The sequence below is a fragment of the Sporomusa sp. 246TCP1 genome (genome assembly GCF_057319775.1).
The window spans coordinates 1,459,748-1,475,442 of sequence record NZ_CM170492.1; the positions used below are offsets into that span (position 1 = coordinate 1,459,748).

Genomic DNA, 15,695 nt, shown 5'->3' on the forward strand with positions numbered 1-15,695 from the left:
GGATATGATAGCTTTCATTACAGTTTGGATAAAGGGCATTATATTTGTAGTATTGTTTGCCTCCTTTCTCGAACTTTTGTTACCTAATAACAGTATGCAACGCTTTGTTAGAGTCATTATGGGTTTATTCATAATGCTGGCGATATTAAATCCTATCATTGGTGTTATTGAGCATCAATTAACGGCTGATCAATTGCCGGTACTGGCAGCACGGGTAGACGGTAACTTAGCTGCTGCCGATGTCTTACAGGCCACTAACAATGTTGCCGAAAAACGTGAGCAGTTGGCCCGCGATTTATATGTTAAAGATTTATCCAGACAAATTAGAGCAACTGTCATGGCCGTCGATGGTGTTGCTGACGCTAAAGTAGTAGTAACTATTGATAATGGCGATACTGGCCCCCAAAAAACAAGTAAAGCAATGGGTAAATTAAAACATGTAGTGGTATATCTTGAACCAGGAATTACTGCCGGTGAACGAAAAATTTCCCAGGTAACTGTTGGCGTTTCTATATCTGAAGCGGCCCCTGAAGCAAAGAAACTGCCTGCAGGGGTAGTAGATAAAGTTACCCGGGTAGTGACAGAACTCTATCAGCTAAGATCTGGTCAAGTTGAAGTTAGGTGGATGAATTAAGGAGGTTAATGCTATGAGTATGCAAGGAACTTCTCTCAAGGAATGGCTATCAGGAGCAAAAAAAGTTATACCCAGCCAATTGCTAAAAGCTGGGGTAGTAAACGCCAGGCTACTATGGCTGGGCTTATTGGGAATTATCTTGTTGGTATTTGGCGGCGTCTATGAACCGTTTATTGCGACACCCAAACCGATTGTTCCAGTCGAAACTGTCAAAAATACGTCTGCGATGAACCGTAGTTATGAAGAAGCTCTTGAGAGCAAGGTAGGCAATTTACTAGCGCAGATTAAAGGCGCAGGCGCGGTATCTGTAAGTATAACACTCGAAAGAAGCGGTAAGCAGGAGCATGCTCAAAATATCACCAAGGAAACAAAAACAATTCAGGAAAAAGATAATACCGGTGGTATCCGCACTACAACGGAAACGAAAGAATCGCAGCAAGTGTTATTAAGCAAAGAAAGTGGAGCTGATAAACCAGTAATGGTTCAGGAATATAAGCCGGTCATTAAAGGTGTACTGGTAGTGGCTGAGGGTGCCTATGACTCAGTAGTTAAAGCCAATTTAACCAAAGCCATTGAAGCAGGCCTCGGAATTCCAGCCTATAAAATAACTGTTTTGCCCCAAAGAAAGTGAGGTTAAAAGAGATGAAAATAATATCCGTTTTTTCCATAAACAAACTAGGAAAATTCGCCTCGTTACTCGTAGCCTTAGGGATACTTTTACTGATAATCAGCGGTGCCTGGAACTACTACCAGGATATGCTTCAGGTCAGGGCTAACCGGTCTAATGCGATGCAGGTTACAAAGCAGGTATTTCCTGATCAAGTTGTACCGGTTATGGCTCCTGATTTTTTTACCGAGTATCGTTTGGAACGGGATAAAATACGCAGTGAACGGTCTGATCTTTTGCGAGAGATTATCCAGAATGCCCCCACCCAGGATTCCAAACAACAGGCCCAGGAAACAATTCTCAAAATGACTTTGGAAAAACAGCGGGAAGTAGAAATGGAAAACCTGATTAAAGCCAAAGGGTTTGCTGATGCGCTGGTCTTTGTCCGTGACAATTCGGTTAGTGCAGTAGTTAAGACAACGGCACTTACCCAGGAAGAGGTTGTTCAGGTGGCCGAAGTAATCAGTCGTATTTCCGGGATTAAACCTGGCGATATAACGATTAGTGCAAAACCATAACTAAAGCATATGGCTATGGTTTATTTTTCTAACCCAAATTGTAAAAGTGGAAAAAGCTTGGTATAATATATAGTTATAAGATATCTGTCTCTTTATATAATAGTTAGTAGTATGTAGCTGAGCGTTAGGGGTTGGAGTGGAAAAGAAAGAACGCCTGGAAAAAACTGAGCATAATGATGTTGGTTCTATTCGGATAGCTGATGAAGTAGTTGGCATAATTGCCGGACTTGCAGCAACAGAGGTAGCTGGTGTTGCCGGCATGAGCGCTGGCTTAGTTGGCGGTATTGCTGAAATGCTGGGCAAGAAAAACCTTTCCAAAGGTGTTAAGGTTGAGGTCGGCGAACGGGAAGCAGCTGTTGATCTATATATCATTGTTGAATATGGTGTCCGCATACCGGATGTAGCCTTACGGGTCCAGGAAAATGTTAAGCGCGGCATTGAGTCTATGACTGGTCTTGATGTTGTTGAGGTTAACATTCATGTTCAAGGCGTAGGTTTTGCCGTAGAAGGTAAAGAAGAAGATATTAGGGTAAGATAATCAGGAAAGGCCAAAGAAAGGAGACGCTATGGGAATCATTGACCGCATCATTTTATCTATTTATACATTTTTATTGGCATTCTTGTCAATTGTCGTTATTCTCCTGTCTTTACGCCTTATTCCTTTGGAAATGGCGGGGACGAGCCTTGCCTATGTATATGGTCAATGGGAAGCTTCGCTGGTTGGTGCCGTTTTTTTTCTGGTAAGTATCAGACTACTTTTGGCTGGTCTTCGTTCCCGCAAAGTGAAAGATACCATTGTTCACCATAATGACATAGGAGATGTGCATATTTCTCTTACAGCTGTAGAAAATTTGGTAGAGAAGGTAGCACGGCATATTCGTGGCGTACGCGGCATTAAGGTCAAAGTTTCGCTAGTTGAGCAGGAAATAACGGTGAAGTTAAACGCTGTCGTAAGTCCGGAAAGTCATGTTCCAACAGTTGCCAGCGACATTCAGAGTCGTGTGCATGAATACATAAAAAATACGGTTGGTATTGAATTAGCCGATGTGCAAGTCACGGTAGAAAATATTAGCAATGATTTCAAAACTAAGCAGCGTGTTGAATAGGGGTGGCAGCATTGAATTCTAAACTCTTGGAGGAAATCTGGCAACAACACAGCGGTAAACTTCTAGGGGTAGTATTCGGTTTCGTCTTTGGCATCCTCGTCCTATCTTTTGGCTTTTTCCGTACACTATTTGTAGTTTTGTGCGCTGTAGTTGGTTATATTGTTGGTAAACGCATTGATCAAAAAGAAGATATTCTGGAAATACTGGACAAGCTGCTGCCGCCAGGTTATAACCGGTAGTTGCTGAAAGAAAGAGGGAAATTATGAGTCGCAGAAAAGCCCGTGAGATGGCTGTACAAGCACTATTTCAATTAGATTTTAACTCTGGTGCTACCAGTGATGAAGCACTTAATTCTGTATTGAGTGAGCGGGAAGATACCAATGAGTCTACCAGACTTTATGCCCAGTCATTGGTGGAAGGGACTAAGCAAAATCTTGCAGCAATTGACGAATATATATCCGATTTGTCACGGGAATGGAAAATTGACCGTATGGCTGGTGTTGACCGCAATATAGCCAGAATGGCTATTTACGAAATGAAATATAGTCCGGAACCTATGCAGCCAGGGGTTGCGATAAATGAAGCTGTAGAACTTGCTAAAACCTTTGGTACTGAGGACTCAAGCCGCTTTATTAATGGTATTCTAGGGTCAATTGTAAAAAATAAAGAGTTATGACGAATGTTGTATTAGGGATAGATACCAGCTGTTATACTACTTCAGTGGCAATACTTGATGAACATGCCCAGCTAGTTGCTGATTGCCGGCGAATGTTATCAGTCAAAGCAGGAAAGCGCGGCCTGCAGCAATCAGAGATGGTATTTCAGCACACGCGCAATCTGCCTGAACTCTTTCTGCAGGCCTGCCAAAAGCTAGACAAACCTATATGCCTTAAAGCGATCGGGGTCTCGGCTTTTCCACGGCCATTGCCTGATTCCTATATGCCCGCTTTTCTGGTAGGTGAAGGCTATGCCAAAGTGCTGGCTCTGATCCAGAATATACCGCTTTATCGCATTAGCCATCAGGAAAATCATGTTTTTGCCGGACTCAGGTCTGCTGGCGGCCCTGTTGCTTCCAGCTTTTTAGCTGTTCATTTATCGGGAGGTACAACAGAAATTGTCCGGGTAGCTAACGATGCAAGCGCACCTGACTCACGGCGTCTGTCTATTGATATTCTGGGCGGTACGCTAGACATTCATGCCGGCCAACTGGTCGATCGTATCGGAGTTCTTCTAGGTTTAAAGTTTCCGGCCGGTCCTCACCTGGAATCCTTAGCGGCAGAGAGCCATGAGCAGGCTATTAAAATTCCCATAACGGTACGAAAAGCCTGTGTTAGTTTTGCCGGCCCGGAGACACATATTCGCAAATTAGCAGCACAAGGTATAGCTCCAGCGATAATTGCCGCTAGCGTCGAGTTATGTATTGCCAAGGCAGTGACAGCGATGATAAAACAGGCTATCTCCAGCACTGGACTTACTGATGTATTGCTGGTTGGCGGCGTAACTGCCAATCAATATATCAGAAAATATCTCAGCAATCAGCTTGAAGAATCCTTGCTGGCAAAATTGTATTTTCCTGAGCCAAGTTATAGTCCTGACAATGCAACTGGTGCTGCTTATTTTGCTTTAGCCAGCCAGGATTAGTGACCATATAAACTCACCATAGCCACCTTTCTTGCATAGAATACAAAAAGGTTATAGGCCTGGAGGTGACACTATGGTACCTTATATTCTGACAGGTGCGTTAATTGGTGCAGTTATTGGACATCTAATTCCCCCTGGGTATTTTTTCTGGTTCGTGGTGGGAAGTGTCGGTGGCTATGCAGCGCAACGTTATTTTGGCACCCGCTTTTAGGGAATAAAAACAAAAGCCAGGCAGAAGGCTTTCAAAACTCTTTAGCCAGACTTATGTCTGGTTTTTTTTCCTCAGCAGAGAGCTATTAAAATATGGAGTATTTTTATGAATAATATTTATACCGTTAGTGACCTAACTAAATATATCAAAAGTATATTTGACCGGGATGCGAAACTAATTTCCGTTTTTGTCAAAGGTGAAATTTCCAACTTCAAAAGTCATTATTCTGGTCACTGTTATTTTACCCTTAAAGATGCTGGGTCACAGATTAAAGGAGTCATGTTCAAAAGTCGGGCCCAATTCTTAAAATTTGAGCCCCGTGATGGAATGAAAGTAGTAGCTTTTGGCCAGATTACTGTGTTTGAAAGAGATGGGCAGTACCAGCTGTATGCTGAGCAACTAATCCCTGACGGTGTAGGAGAACTAAGTATTGCGTTTAATCAATTAAAAGAGAAATTAGCGGCAGAAGGTCTGTTTGATGACAGCCGCAAGAAAAAGTTAGCTCTTTTACCAAAAGCAATCGGTATTGTCACCTCGCCGACCGGCGCTGCCCTGCGTGACATTATTACAGTTGCCAAACGTCGCCACCCAGGTATACCGCTTACCTTATACCCGGTTCTGGTTCAGGGGATAGATGCACCAGGTCAGATTGTACAGGCTATCCGCGACTTTAACCGTTTAAAAAGTGTAGATGTACTTATTGTTGGTCGCGGTGGCGGTTCTATCGAGGAATTGTGGGCCTTTAATGATGAGCAAGTGGTGCGGGCAATAGCGGCTTCTCACATCCCAATTGTATCGGCCGTCGGACATCAAACCGATTATACCTTAGCTGATTTTGCTGCTGACTGCCGGGCGGCAACGCCGTCACAGGCAGCTGAAATTGTGGTACCAGATGTCTACGAACTCAAAAGATACATTACTACACTCCAATCCATGCTGGAAAACAATATCCGGTTATATATCAAGCACCGCCGCCAGGCTGTCTGTCAATTGCGGGATAGCAAAGTATTTACTCAGCCGGAAAAACTTTTTGTTGATAAAAGACAATGTATTGATTCGTATATCGAACGGTTGGGACAAGCAATGCGAAAAATTCTTGCAGCTAAACAACAGGTCTTACAAATAAATACGGAAAAACTGGCAGTATTGAATCCTTTGGCTGTCCTTTCCCGGGGCTACAGTCTTGTTCGTACTCTGGAGGGACAAGTTATAACAAATACCTGCCAGGTAAAACCTGAGCAACCATTAGAAATAGTTTTACATCAAGGGCGCCTTACTGTTGTGGTTAGTAAAGCAAAGGAGGATATTCATGGCTAAAACAAGCAGCAAACAAAATAATGTATGTTTTGAGGAAGCTCTTGGTAAATTAGAAGTAATTGTAAAACAATTAGAAGCAGGTGAATTACCGCTGGAAGAAGCGTTAGATAAATTTGGTGAAGGTATAGCCAACGCTAAGTTATGTTTTGAGCAATTGAACGCTGCTGAAACACAAATTGATAAAATTTTGCAGCAAGAACAAGGTCGTTTAGTTGAGCAGCCGTTAATCGTGGAGGGTAACTAACTATGACAGCAGAAACATTGGGACAGTACTGTCAGCAAAAAATAGAGTTGATTGATGCCGCACTTTCGCAATATATTCCGGTTGACAGCTATCAACCCACGATATATGAAGCAATGCGTTACAGCCTGCTTGCCGGTGGAAAAAGGCTGCGGCCACTTATGCTTATGGCAGCCGCAGATGCCGTTGGCGGCAAAGGCAGTGATTATTTGCCTGTAGCTTGCGGTTTGGAAATGATTCATACCTATTCACTTATTCATGATGATCTGCCGGCTATGGATAATGATGACTACCGGCGGGGAAAACTTACTAACCATAAGGTATATGGCGATGGTATGGCGGTTTTAGCTGGTGATGGCCTGCTAACAGTTGCTTTTGGCACGATGTTGTCACAAACCGAGGTGGAACCTCAAATACTAATCCAAGTGGTTAATGAAATAGCTGCTGCCGCCGGGCCTGCGGGAATGGTTGGCGGTCAGGCCATTGATCTTATATCTGAAGGTCAGACCATTGATGCCAAAACGCTGCAGTATATCCATCAGGCTAAAACCGGAGCCTTATTTAAAGCGGCTTTGCGTTCAGGAGCTTTGTTAGCCGGTGGCAGTCAGGAGCAGCTTGCTGCTTTGACCAGTTATGCTTTACAATTTGGCTTAGCGTTTCAAATAACCGACGATATTCTTGATATTGTTGGCACTCAGGATAAAATTGGCAAGCCTGTAGGCAGTGATGTGAAAAATCACAAAGCAACTTACGTAACGCTCTACACACTTGCCGGAGCTAAACAGTTAGCTCAGCAAACAGTAAACGAAGCTCTAAGCAGTCTGCGCGGGTTTGGACCTGAAGCTGCTATACTGCGTGAACTAGTAGAACATCTAATAAATCGGGAAGCCTGAGGTGTAGTCAATGGCCGAGTTCCTAGCCGGAATAGGACAAAACATTATTTTAATGACAGCTTTGACCGCTTGGTTTACAGCGCAAGTATTAAAAACCATGACAGCATACTGGCGGCATGGTGCCTTTAATGCTGAACGGCTTGTTGGTGCCGGTGGTATGCCCAGTTCGCATACGGCATTAGTAGTAAGCCTTGCTGTCAGTGTCGCACTTAGAGAAGGGATTAAATCAGACCTGTTTGCGGTAGCGGTAATATTGGCCGGTATTGTTATGTATGATGCTGCAGGAGTACGGCGGGCGGCCGGCAGGCAGGCTAAGGTAATTAACAAATTGGTACACGAGATGCGAGTGGAACATAAGGTAAAAGAAACCCGTCTTAAAGAACTTTTAGGCCATACACCGCTTGAAGTATTGGCCGGAGCTCTTCATGGCACACTTGTGGCCTACGCATTTTATGTATTTTATAGATGAATGTTAATATTTAGATATGCTATAATATGTGTGGTAAAGATAGACCTGACCCCAGTCAGAGAAAGCGGGGAACAAATTTGAGTAGACTGCTTGACAGTATTAATGGCCCACAGGATATTAAACACTATTCCTTGGCCGAATTGGAAAAGCTCGCTGAAGAAATCCGCGAGCTTCTTATACATACAGTTGCCACTACCGGCGGCCATTTGGCACCTAATTTAGGGGTTGTAGAACTTACACTGGCCTTACATAAAATGTTTGATAGTCCTAAGGATAAATTCATTTGGGATGTCGGACACCAATCCTATGTACATAAAATTTTAACAGGACGCCGGACCAATTTTTCTACACTACGTACTACTGACGGCATTAGTGGTTTTCCTAAACGCGCTGAAAGTGAGCATGATGCTTTTGGTGCCGGGCATTCAAGTACCTCAATATCTGCGGCCTTGGGAATAGCTTTAGCGCGGGATATGTCAGGTGAGAAATACAATGTGGTTGCCGTAATCGGCGATGGCTCATTAACAGGCGGAGAAGCTTATGAGGCACTTAATCATACCGGGCATCTTGGCGTAAATCTTACGGTGATTCTAAATGATAATGAAATGTCTATTGCCAAAAATGTTGGTGCCATTTCAGAATACCTGGCCAAAATGCGTACAGCGCCGACATACTCAAAAGTCAAACGTGATATTGATTTTTTGCTGCGTAGTATTCCGGCAATCGGTGAAAGCGTTGCTAAGGCGGTTGACCGCCTTAAAGGCAGCCTCAAATATCTTTTAGTTCCGGGAATATTGTTTGAAGAGCTAGGTTTTACTTATTTTGGTCCCATTGATGGACATAACATTCCGTTAATTTTGGATGTACTTGATAAAACAAAGAGTATTAACGGGCCAGTAATTGTTCACCTTGTGACCCACAAAGGCAAAGGCTATTTACCGGCAGAGATTAATCCTGATAAGTTTCACGGAGTAGGACCTTTTTGTGTAGAAACTGGAGAAATAATAAAACCAAGCGGAGCGCCGCTTTCCTATACCCAGGTATTTGGTAATGCAATCGTCAAGCTAGCAGAGCGCAATCCTAATATTGTAGCCATAACTGCGGCTATGCCTGACGGCACTGGCCTAAGAAATTTTGCCATAAAATTCCCTAAACGTTTTTTTGATGTTGGTATTGCTGAACAACATGCTGTTACTATGGCCGCCGGCCTGGCTACCCAGGGAAAGATACCAATAGTTTCCGTATATTCAACCTTTATCCAGCGTGCTTATGACCAGATTCTTCATGATGTCTGTCTGCAAAATTTACCGGTTATTTTTATGCTGGATCGGGCCGGTATTGTCGGTGAAGACGGGGCCACCCATCACGGTGTATTTGACTACTCTTTCTTACGGCATATTCCTAATATCGTCATTATGGCTCCCAAAGATGAAAATGAACTGCAAAATATGTTATATACGGCAACTGAACTTAACGCCCCTGTAGCCATTCGCTTTCCGCGAGGCAGCGGTGTTGGCGTAGAGTTACAGTCTGAATATACTAAACTCGAAATAGGTAAGGCCGAGAATTTGAGTTCAGGAAAAGATGTAGTATTACTGGCAGTCGGGGCGCTGGTCGAACCTTGTCAAAAAGCTGCTGCAATACTTGCTGACAAGGGAATTGCGGCCGGTGTAGTAAACGGTAGATTTATAAAACCGCTTGATGGGCAGTTGATCCGTCAAATAGCCCGTGATACCGGTATTATTGTAACGGTTGAAGATAATGTTATCACAGGAGGGTTTGGTTCAGCCGTACTAGAATATACTAACTCACAACACCTTAATTGGGTAAAGGTGTTGCGACTCGGACTGCCTGACAAATTTATTGAGCATGGACCTCGTAATTACCTGTTGAATAAATATGGCTTGCATGCACAAGGCATTGCAGCTAGTGTTGAAACTTTTCTCAGCCGGTTTGGAGCGCGAAAATGACTGGAGAGCGTACGAAAGAACGCCTTGATATATTAGTAATGGAAAAAGGGCTGGCTGCTAGCCGGGAACGAGCCAAAGCCTATATAATGGCTGGCCTTGTTACTGTTGATGGCCAAAAAATAGATAAGGCCGGTACTGTTGTCCCCACAAAAGCCAATATTGTTGTTCATGGTGACAATATTGGGTATGTTAGCAGGGGGGGCCTCAAGCTAGCTAAAGCTATAACTTATTTTGGTCTTAACTTAACAGGTAAAGTTATGGCTGATGTGGGTGCTTCAACAGGCGGTTTCACTGATTGCGCTTTAAAAAATGGTGCAGCTAAAGTCTATGCAATTGATGTTGGCTATGGACAGCTCGCCTGGTCGCTGCGAACAGATGAGCGAGTAATAAATATGGAACGTACGAATATTCGTAATGTGCGTCCGGAAGATTTAGCCGAATTACTGGATTTTGTTTCTATTGATGTGGCTTTTATCTCACTTGATATAGTATTGCCGGTAGTAAAAACGTTACTGAGCCCTCAGGGGACAGTAGTGGCACTCATCAAACCACAATTTGAGGCAGGGCGGGATAAAGTCGGCAAAAAAGGGGTAGTCCGTGATCCGGCCATCCATCGTGAAGTTATTAACAATGTCATAAAAACTGCTAAATTAACACTACTTACACCTTTAGGACTGACTTACTCACCAGTAAAAGGCCCGGAAGGTAATATTGAATACCTATTATATCTGGCTAATTATTCAGCCGTGGAAATAATGGATGAGTCAAGTGTTGCGGCGGTGGTCGCCGAGGCTCATACCAACTTAACGGGATGACGGAGGAACACAGGTGTGTTGACTGTAGGGCTGTTTCCTAACACGAAAAAGCAAAGTATTAATACTGTACTAGGTTGGATTGTACAGTACTTTAAAGAACGCAATGTAAAAGTGGTTTTGCCGGAAGATGCGGCACAAAAACTTAACTGTATGCATCTAGCCGGAAAGCTGGAATGCATGAAAAACGAAATTACTTTTGGTATTACTTTAGGCGGAGATGGTACGCTCCTTAATACGGCCCGGGAAATTGCTCCTGTTGGTATTCCGGTTTGTGGAATAAATATGGGGAATTTGGGTTTTCTGACAGAGATTGAGTTGCCGGAATTGAGCGTTGCCCTGGACCGGTTGGTCAAAGGCGATTACTATATCGAAGAACGATTAATGTTGGATGCTGTTGTTATCCGTAATGGCAGTCCCATCTACATTTCGCCTGCACTCAATGATGTGGTTGTTGCCAAAGGCGGTTTTTCCCGGATGATAAAATTAAAATTATTTATTGATGATGAGCTCACGGCGGAATATCCGGCAGATGGACTAATTATTGCTACTTCAACCGGTTCGACTGGTTATTCACTATCTTCGGGCGGACCGATTATTAACCCCGAATTAAAGGTAATTGTTATAACCCCTATTTGTCCGCATACCCTGCATTCGCGCGCCTTGGTCATTTCTGAACGGGAGGAAATAAAATTACGAATGCAGGCTACTCATGACGATATTGTGCTTACGGTAGATGGCCAGACGGTATATAGTTTGCGGCCTGATGATATCGTAGTTGTGCGGCGTTCAGCCTTTCGAGCACGGTTTATCAAATTTACCGGTAAAAGCTATTATGAAACCCTAAGGACTAAACTACGGCGAGGCGATCGGGATGGTAGTTGTTAATGCCGTTCAAATGGCTCATAATTTTATAATTTCCCGGTTACAAGCGGCTAAGCTCGTAGTTGATGCTACTGCCGGCAATGGTAAAGACACGTTGTTTTTGGCAAAGAACACTCCCGCGACTACTGCCATTTTTGCCTTCGATGTCCAACCACAAGCGATTGCCAATACAGAGCTATTAGTAAAGCAACATCAATTCCAACATAAAATACGGCTTATTTTAGATAGTCACGCCAATATTGCCAATTATATTGATCAGCCGGTAGATGTTGCTATGTTTAACCTTGGCTATTTGCCAGGCGGGGATCACACGCTAAGCACTAGTCCGGATACCACTATCGAGGCTATAAATCAGATCCTGCAATTGCTTGCTGTTGGTGGCTTACTAACTGTCGCTGCGTATCCCGGTTATGAGCATGGTAAGCGTGAATGCCAGGCTGTTCACCAGTATCTAACAGGCTTAAGGCAACAGACATTTGCGATTGGCAGCTGGGGCATGGTAAATCAGACAAACAGTCCGCCAGTTCTCTATGTAATTGAAAAAAGAAGGAGTGAATAGCTTGAAGGCTCTACGTCACTCAAAAATCAAAGAAATTATTGAACGCTACATAATTGAAACTCAGGAAGAATTGGCAGATGCACTAAGTAAACAAGGTATTGCTATTACTCAGGCCACTGTTTCCAGAGATATTAAAGAACTCATGCTGATTAAAGTACCTACAGGCGATGGACGCTATCGCTATGCTTTCCCAGCTGAGCAAACTATTGTTTTCTCCCAGGCCCGTTTGGAACGCACGTTTCGGGATTCTATCGTAGCTATCGATTACAGCCAAAACATCGTCGTTTTGCGTACACTGCCAGGTACTGCACAGGCAGTTGCCTATACTATTGATTATGTAAAATGGCCGGAAATTATCGGCACAGTAGCCGGTGATGATACGATCTTTGTTTTGGTTAAGCCGCTGGAAGCTGTTTTGCCGGTCATCGCTAAATTTCAATTACTCATGGGCAGTGGAATGTAGCGTTTTGAGGAGAGATAAGAGATGCTAAAATCGCTGACAGTCAACAATTTTGCGCTTATTGATAAAGCCTATATTGAATTTGTGCCAGGACTCAATATTTTGACTGGAGAAACAGGGGCTGGTAAATCGATTCTAATTGATGCCCTGTCGATCATTGTTGGCGGCAGAGCTTCCGCTGATTCCATTCGCTTTGGGGCTGATTACTTTCGTATCGAAGCTGTTTTTGATATAGCTAACCTTGATTCGATAAACGATATTGTCGACGAACAAGGCATTACTCAGGAAGATGACGGCACATTAATCCTTACAAGACGTCTCACCAAGCATGGCAAAAATTCTATTCATATCAATGGCTGTCAGGCAACGTTAACCACTTTGCGAAAAATCGGTGAAAGACTTGTTGATATGCATGGGCAGCATGAAAACCAAGCCTTGTTGAGACCTGATGTCCACCTGGCACTCACGGATACCTTTGTGCCGGAAATTAGTCCCAAACTTGAAGAATACCGGCAAGCCTATAGAAAGTGGCACAAGACTAAAACAGAGCTAGCTTCACTTACCCAGGATTCGCGGGAACGACTGCAGCGCGAAGAAATGCTTGCCTGGCAAACACAGGAAATTGCCACTGCCACTTTGACGGTAGGCGAAGAGGAAAAGCTCGAAAGTCAAATTACAATTCTGGCTAATGCCGAAAAAATTATCAATGCCGTATCGCGTTCTTATATGCTTTTGAGCCAGGGAAATAAGGGGTTCAGCGGTGTCGTGTCCTGCCTTGCCGATATTAAACACGATCTTGAAATGGCGGTACGTTATGATACTGCTATCAATGAGCAGTTAGTTGCCGTGACCGATTCTTTATACCAGATGGAAGAAACAATGGGAGCGCTCAGGGATTATCGGGAAACTATTGATTTTAATCCAGCCAGGTTAGCTAAACTGGAAGAACGGCTTGATATAATCCACAAACTTGAAAAAAAGTATGGTGCAACCGTTGCGGACATACTTGCTTATTACGAACAGGCTACTGCGGAACTGGCAGCTATCACTAATTATGATGAACGCCTAACCCAGCTGGAACAGGCAGAAATTAACCTTGCCAGGGAAGTTGAGCAATTGGCTGAGGTACTTACTAACCTGAGAAAGACAGCAGGTCAGGAAATGGCTGAGCAAATATCAGCCCATTTGGCTGATTTGGGTATGCCTAAAGCCAAATTCTTAGTAGATGTTAAACAGACTCAACACTACACGGCTACTGGTGCTAACGACATTGTTTTTTTGTTTTCAGCAAACCTGGGCGAGGAGCCTAAGTTATTACAAAAAATTGCATCAGGCGGCGAATTATCACGGATAGCACTGGCTATCAAAACAGTATGTTCTCAGCGTGAGGAAACGCCGACGATGGTATTTGATGAAATCGATGCTGGTATTGGCGGACAAACAGCCCAAAAAATAGCAGAAAAAATTGCTAGAATTGCTGCTGTTGATAAGCAAGTATTATGCATAACCCACCTGCCGCAAATTGCAGCAATGGCTGATTGTCATATATATATTGAGAAAATTATCGCCGAGGAACGAACAATGACCAGAGTCACTACTCTTACTCCAGATGAGGAGTTAACCGAATTGGCCAGGATGGCCTCCGGTGAAATAACACAACTTTCTAAGGATAATGCCGCTCAAATGCTAGAAATGGCTAAGCAAAAAAAAGTAAATTGGAAAAATAAAGCGTAAGCGTGAGCTTGCGCTATTTTTATTGAAAAAATGCTTACTATTCAGCTTCCAAGACAATAAATGCTAATTATTCCGGAATAATCCCCTCTAAATTCGGGAAACTCTAATTTTGCAGTAAATTAAAACTAAAATAATTTAAGAGGTGAGCGGTCAAACAGTAATTTGGGGAAGAATGTAATAAGGGAGTGATGGCGGAAAATATGACAAGATTTAATCGGTTATTCAACAGCAGGCTAATTGGGGCAATGTTGATTATCAGCGCAATCTTTGCATTTTGTCTTTCTCCCCAATTCCGAAATATTTACGGTCTTCCCCTGCAAATCAGAATTATTGAAGGAGAAACAGCGCTATTTGATGTAAATTTTCCGCTTACGGTTACTGTTAGACATGATAGCGAGAGTATTCGGGTAAAAACTCCGGAATTTTTACCAATTATGGCACTATCACGCTCCGTATCACTGCAACCAATCAAGCTCGGACAATCCACCGTGGAGTTTAAACTGTTCGGTATTATACCATTTCGCAGTGTTCAGGTCGATGTATTACCGCCTATCCGCCTGATTCCAGGTGGACACTCTATTGGAGTGGTTCTTCGTTCTCAAGGTGTCATCGTTGTTGGCAACTCACCGGTATTAACGATGCAGGGACAATATACCACCCCGGCGAAAGATGCAGGCATAGTGGTAGGGGATGTAATTATCAGCATTAATGGCATAGCTGTGCAAAGTGATGCCCAAGTAGCCGAAATAATTGATGAAAGTGGTAAAAATAACCGTAATATTGATATTTTGCTTAAACGTACCGAAGGGCAGCAGCATGTCACAGTATCTCCTGTTCTATGTAATGATACCAAACGCTATCGTATCGGATTATTTGTGCGTGATAGTGCAGCAGGAGTTGGAACCTTGTCTTTTTATGAACCTGACTCCAAAACATATGGTGCTTTAGGTCACATTATTACCGACAGTGACACCAACCAGCCTATCGATTGTGATCAGGGGAAAATCGTACTGGCAACAGTATCAGGGATTCAACAGGGCAAAAGAGGACATCCCGGTGAAAAAATTGGCATTTTTATTGAAGAAGACCAATTACTAGGTAACATCAGAAAAAATACCCCCTTTGGAATTTATGGCGAGTTAAATACAAAATTAGTAAATGAAAAATACCCCGAATCAATTCCCATAGCTTCTATGAGCCAGATTCAAGTAGGACCGGCTGAAATGTTAACAGTAGTAGATGATCAAACCATTGATAAGTTTAGTATCGAAATCCAAAAGATAAATCTCCAGGAATTCCCTGAAAGCAAAGGATTGGTTATCAAGGTTACTGACCAAAGACTTATTGAAAAAACTGGTGGAATTGTACAAGGTATGAGTGGTAGTCCTATTATTCAAAATGGTAAACTTGTTGGTGTTGTAACTCATGTATTTGTCCATGATCCAACAAGCGGGTATGGCTGTTTTGTAGATTGGATGTTGATGGAGAGTGGTATAATTCCTAAAAAAGATCGTCATGCTGCCAGAAATTTATTTAGTTTTTCTGGCAGTATTTTTTATTTTTAGTTAAAGAATTAGT

General features: G+C 43.1%; 20 protein-coding genes. All 20 read left to right on the forward strand.

From position 1 onward, the window contains the following. Positions 1-4 precede the first annotated feature (4 nt). The 20 genes from spoIIIAF (at position 5) to spoIVB (ending at position 15,682) form a co-directional block, all read left to right on the forward strand. Positions 5-634: a stage III sporulation protein AF gene (spoIIIAF, locus tag AC1ECB_RS07285; RefSeq protein WP_485668089.1), complete on the forward strand. Its 630-nt coding sequence runs from the start codon at positions 5-7 to the stop codon at positions 632-634. A 13-nt stretch (positions 635-647) separates the two neighbouring features. Beyond that, on the forward strand, positions 648-1,265 hold the full coding sequence (locus AC1ECB_RS07290; RefSeq protein ID WP_485668090.1) for a hypothetical protein: 618 nt from the start codon (positions 648-650) through the stop codon (positions 1,263-1,265). An 11-nt stretch (positions 1,266-1,276) separates the two neighbouring features. After that, a complete protein-coding gene (locus AC1ECB_RS07295; protein WP_485668091.1) occupies positions 1,277-1,819 on the forward strand; it encodes a SpoIIIAH-like family protein in 543 nt (180 codons plus the stop codon). Positions 1,820-1,955: 136 nt separating this feature from the next. Continuing rightward, complete coding sequence (locus AC1ECB_RS07300) at positions 1,956-2,357, forward strand: Asp23/Gls24 family envelope stress response protein (protein ID WP_485668092.1); 402 nt, start codon at positions 1,956-1,958, stop codon at positions 2,355-2,357. A 28-nt stretch (positions 2,358-2,385) separates the two neighbouring features. Continuing rightward, positions 2,386-2,925, forward strand: a complete 540-nt coding sequence (gene amaP / locus AC1ECB_RS07305; RefSeq protein WP_485668093.1) for an alkaline shock response membrane anchor protein AmaP — start codon at positions 2,386-2,388, stop codon at positions 2,923-2,925. 2 nt (positions 2,926-2,927) lie between these two features. Then, a complete protein-coding gene (locus tag AC1ECB_RS07310) occupies positions 2,928-3,164 on the forward strand; it encodes a DUF2273 domain-containing protein (RefSeq protein WP_236614588.1) in 237 nt (78 codons plus the stop codon). 23 nt (positions 3,165-3,187) lie between these two features. Then, complete coding sequence (gene nusB / locus AC1ECB_RS07315; protein WP_485668094.1) at positions 3,188-3,601, forward strand: transcription antitermination factor NusB; 414 nt, start codon at positions 3,188-3,190, stop codon at positions 3,599-3,601. Beyond that, a complete protein-coding gene (locus AC1ECB_RS07320; protein ID WP_485668095.1) occupies positions 3,598-4,566 on the forward strand; it encodes a Kae1-like domain-containing protein in 969 nt (322 codons plus the stop codon). The genes nusB and AC1ECB_RS07320 overlap by 4 nt, the downstream gene beginning before the upstream one ends. Positions 4,567-4,639: 73 nt before the next feature. Continuing rightward, positions 4,640-4,777 (forward strand): hypothetical protein, encoded by a 138-nt coding sequence (locus tag AC1ECB_RS07325; protein ID WP_021170063.1) that lies wholly within the window; start codon positions 4,640-4,642, stop codon positions 4,775-4,777. A 105-nt stretch (positions 4,778-4,882) separates the two neighbouring features. Beyond that, positions 4,883-6,094, forward strand: a complete 1,212-nt coding sequence (gene xseA, locus AC1ECB_RS07330; protein ID WP_485668096.1) for an exodeoxyribonuclease VII large subunit — start codon at positions 4,883-4,885, stop codon at positions 6,092-6,094. Then, positions 6,087-6,338, forward strand: coding sequence for an exodeoxyribonuclease VII small subunit (gene xseB / locus AC1ECB_RS07335; RefSeq protein ID WP_485668097.1), 252 nt, complete (start codon positions 6,087-6,089; stop codon positions 6,336-6,338). Before xseA ends, xseB begins: the two co-directional genes overlap by 8 nt. A 2-nt stretch (positions 6,339-6,340) precedes the next feature. Beyond that, positions 6,341-7,228 carry a polyprenyl synthetase family protein gene (locus tag AC1ECB_RS07340; RefSeq protein ID WP_485668098.1) on the forward strand — a complete coding sequence of 296 codons (888 nt, stop codon included), beginning with the start codon at positions 6,341-6,343 and terminating at the stop codon, positions 7,226-7,228. 10 nt (positions 7,229-7,238) lie between these two features. Continuing rightward, on the forward strand, positions 7,239-7,697 hold the full coding sequence (locus AC1ECB_RS07345; protein WP_021170067.1) for a divergent PAP2 family protein: 459 nt from the start codon (positions 7,239-7,241) through the stop codon (positions 7,695-7,697). A 77-nt stretch (positions 7,698-7,774) separates the two neighbouring features. Further along, the gene (dxs, locus tag AC1ECB_RS07350) at positions 7,775-9,667 is read left to right on the forward strand and encodes a 1-deoxy-D-xylulose-5-phosphate synthase (RefSeq protein ID WP_485668099.1); all 1,893 of its coding nucleotides are present in this window, start codon (positions 7,775-7,777) and stop codon (positions 9,665-9,667) included. After that, positions 9,664-10,482 carry a TlyA family RNA methyltransferase gene (locus tag AC1ECB_RS07355; protein WP_485668100.1) on the forward strand — a complete coding sequence of 273 codons (819 nt, stop codon included), beginning with the start codon at positions 9,664-9,666 and terminating at the stop codon, positions 10,480-10,482. The genes dxs and AC1ECB_RS07355 overlap by 4 nt, the downstream gene beginning before the upstream one ends. A 15-nt stretch (positions 10,483-10,497) precedes the next feature. After that, positions 10,498-11,367, forward strand: coding sequence for an NAD(+)/NADH kinase (locus tag AC1ECB_RS07360; RefSeq protein ID WP_485668101.1), 870 nt, complete (start codon positions 10,498-10,500; stop codon positions 11,365-11,367). After that, on the forward strand, positions 11,354-11,923 hold the full coding sequence (gene mnmM / locus AC1ECB_RS07365) for a tRNA 5-(aminomethyl)-2-thiouridylate-methyltransferase MnmM (protein ID WP_485668102.1): 570 nt from the start codon (positions 11,354-11,356) through the stop codon (positions 11,921-11,923). Before AC1ECB_RS07360 ends, mnmM begins: the two co-directional genes overlap by 14 nt. 1 nt (position 11,924) lies before the next feature. After that, the gene (gene argR, locus AC1ECB_RS07370) at positions 11,925-12,386 is read left to right on the forward strand and encodes an arginine repressor (RefSeq protein WP_485668103.1); all 462 of its coding nucleotides are present in this window, start codon (positions 11,925-11,927) and stop codon (positions 12,384-12,386) included. 21 nt (positions 12,387-12,407) lie between these two features. Beyond that, complete coding sequence (recN, locus tag AC1ECB_RS07375; RefSeq protein WP_485668104.1) at positions 12,408-14,117, forward strand: DNA repair protein RecN; 1,710 nt, start codon at positions 12,408-12,410, stop codon at positions 14,115-14,117. Positions 14,118-14,317: 200 nt separating this feature from the next. Beyond that, positions 14,318-15,682 carry a SpoIVB peptidase gene (gene spoIVB, locus AC1ECB_RS07380; protein WP_485668105.1) on the forward strand — a complete coding sequence of 455 codons (1,365 nt, stop codon included), beginning with the start codon at positions 14,318-14,320 and terminating at the stop codon, positions 15,680-15,682. Positions 15,683-15,695 lie beyond the last annotated feature (13 nt).

Bases quoted from the DNA above. Each gene is read 5' to 3' on its own strand.
- spoIIIAF (WP_485668089.1), top strand. From the start codon at position 5: ATGATAGCTTTCATTACAGTTTGGATAAAGGGCATTATATTTGTAGTA.
- AC1ECB_RS07290 (WP_485668090.1), top strand. From the start codon at position 648: ATGAGTATGCAAGGAACTTCTCTCAAGGAATGGCTATCAGGAGCAAAA.
- AC1ECB_RS07295 (WP_485668091.1), top strand. From the start codon at position 1,277: ATGAAAATAATATCCGTTTTTTCCATAAACAAACTAGGAAAATTCGCC.
- amaP (WP_485668093.1), top strand. From the start codon at position 2,386: ATGGGAATCATTGACCGCATCATTTTATCTATTTATACATTTTTATTG.
- nusB (WP_485668094.1), top strand. From the start codon at position 3,188: ATGAGTCGCAGAAAAGCCCGTGAGATGGCTGTACAAGCACTATTTCAA.
- AC1ECB_RS07320 (WP_485668095.1), top strand. From the start codon at position 3,598: ATGACGAATGTTGTATTAGGGATAGATACCAGCTGTTATACTACTTCA.
- AC1ECB_RS07325 (WP_021170063.1), top strand. From the start codon at position 4,640: ATGGTACCTTATATTCTGACAGGTGCGTTAATTGGTGCAGTTATTGGA.
- xseA (WP_485668096.1), top strand. From the start codon at position 4,883: ATGAATAATATTTATACCGTTAGTGACCTAACTAAATATATCAAAAGT.
- xseB (WP_485668097.1), top strand. From the start codon at position 6,087: ATGGCTAAAACAAGCAGCAAACAAAATAATGTATGTTTTGAGGAAGCT.
- AC1ECB_RS07340 (WP_485668098.1), top strand. From the start codon at position 6,341: ATGACAGCAGAAACATTGGGACAGTACTGTCAGCAAAAAATAGAGTTG.
- AC1ECB_RS07345 (WP_021170067.1), top strand. From the start codon at position 7,239: ATGGCCGAGTTCCTAGCCGGAATAGGACAAAACATTATTTTAATGACA.
- AC1ECB_RS07355 (WP_485668100.1), top strand. From the start codon at position 9,664: ATGACTGGAGAGCGTACGAAAGAACGCCTTGATATATTAGTAATGGAA.
- mnmM (WP_485668102.1), top strand. From the start codon at position 11,354: ATGGTAGTTGTTAATGCCGTTCAAATGGCTCATAATTTTATAATTTCC.
- recN (WP_485668104.1), top strand. From the start codon at position 12,408: ATGCTAAAATCGCTGACAGTCAACAATTTTGCGCTTATTGATAAAGCC.
- spoIVB (WP_485668105.1), top strand. From the start codon at position 14,318: ATGACAAGATTTAATCGGTTATTCAACAGCAGGCTAATTGGGGCAATG.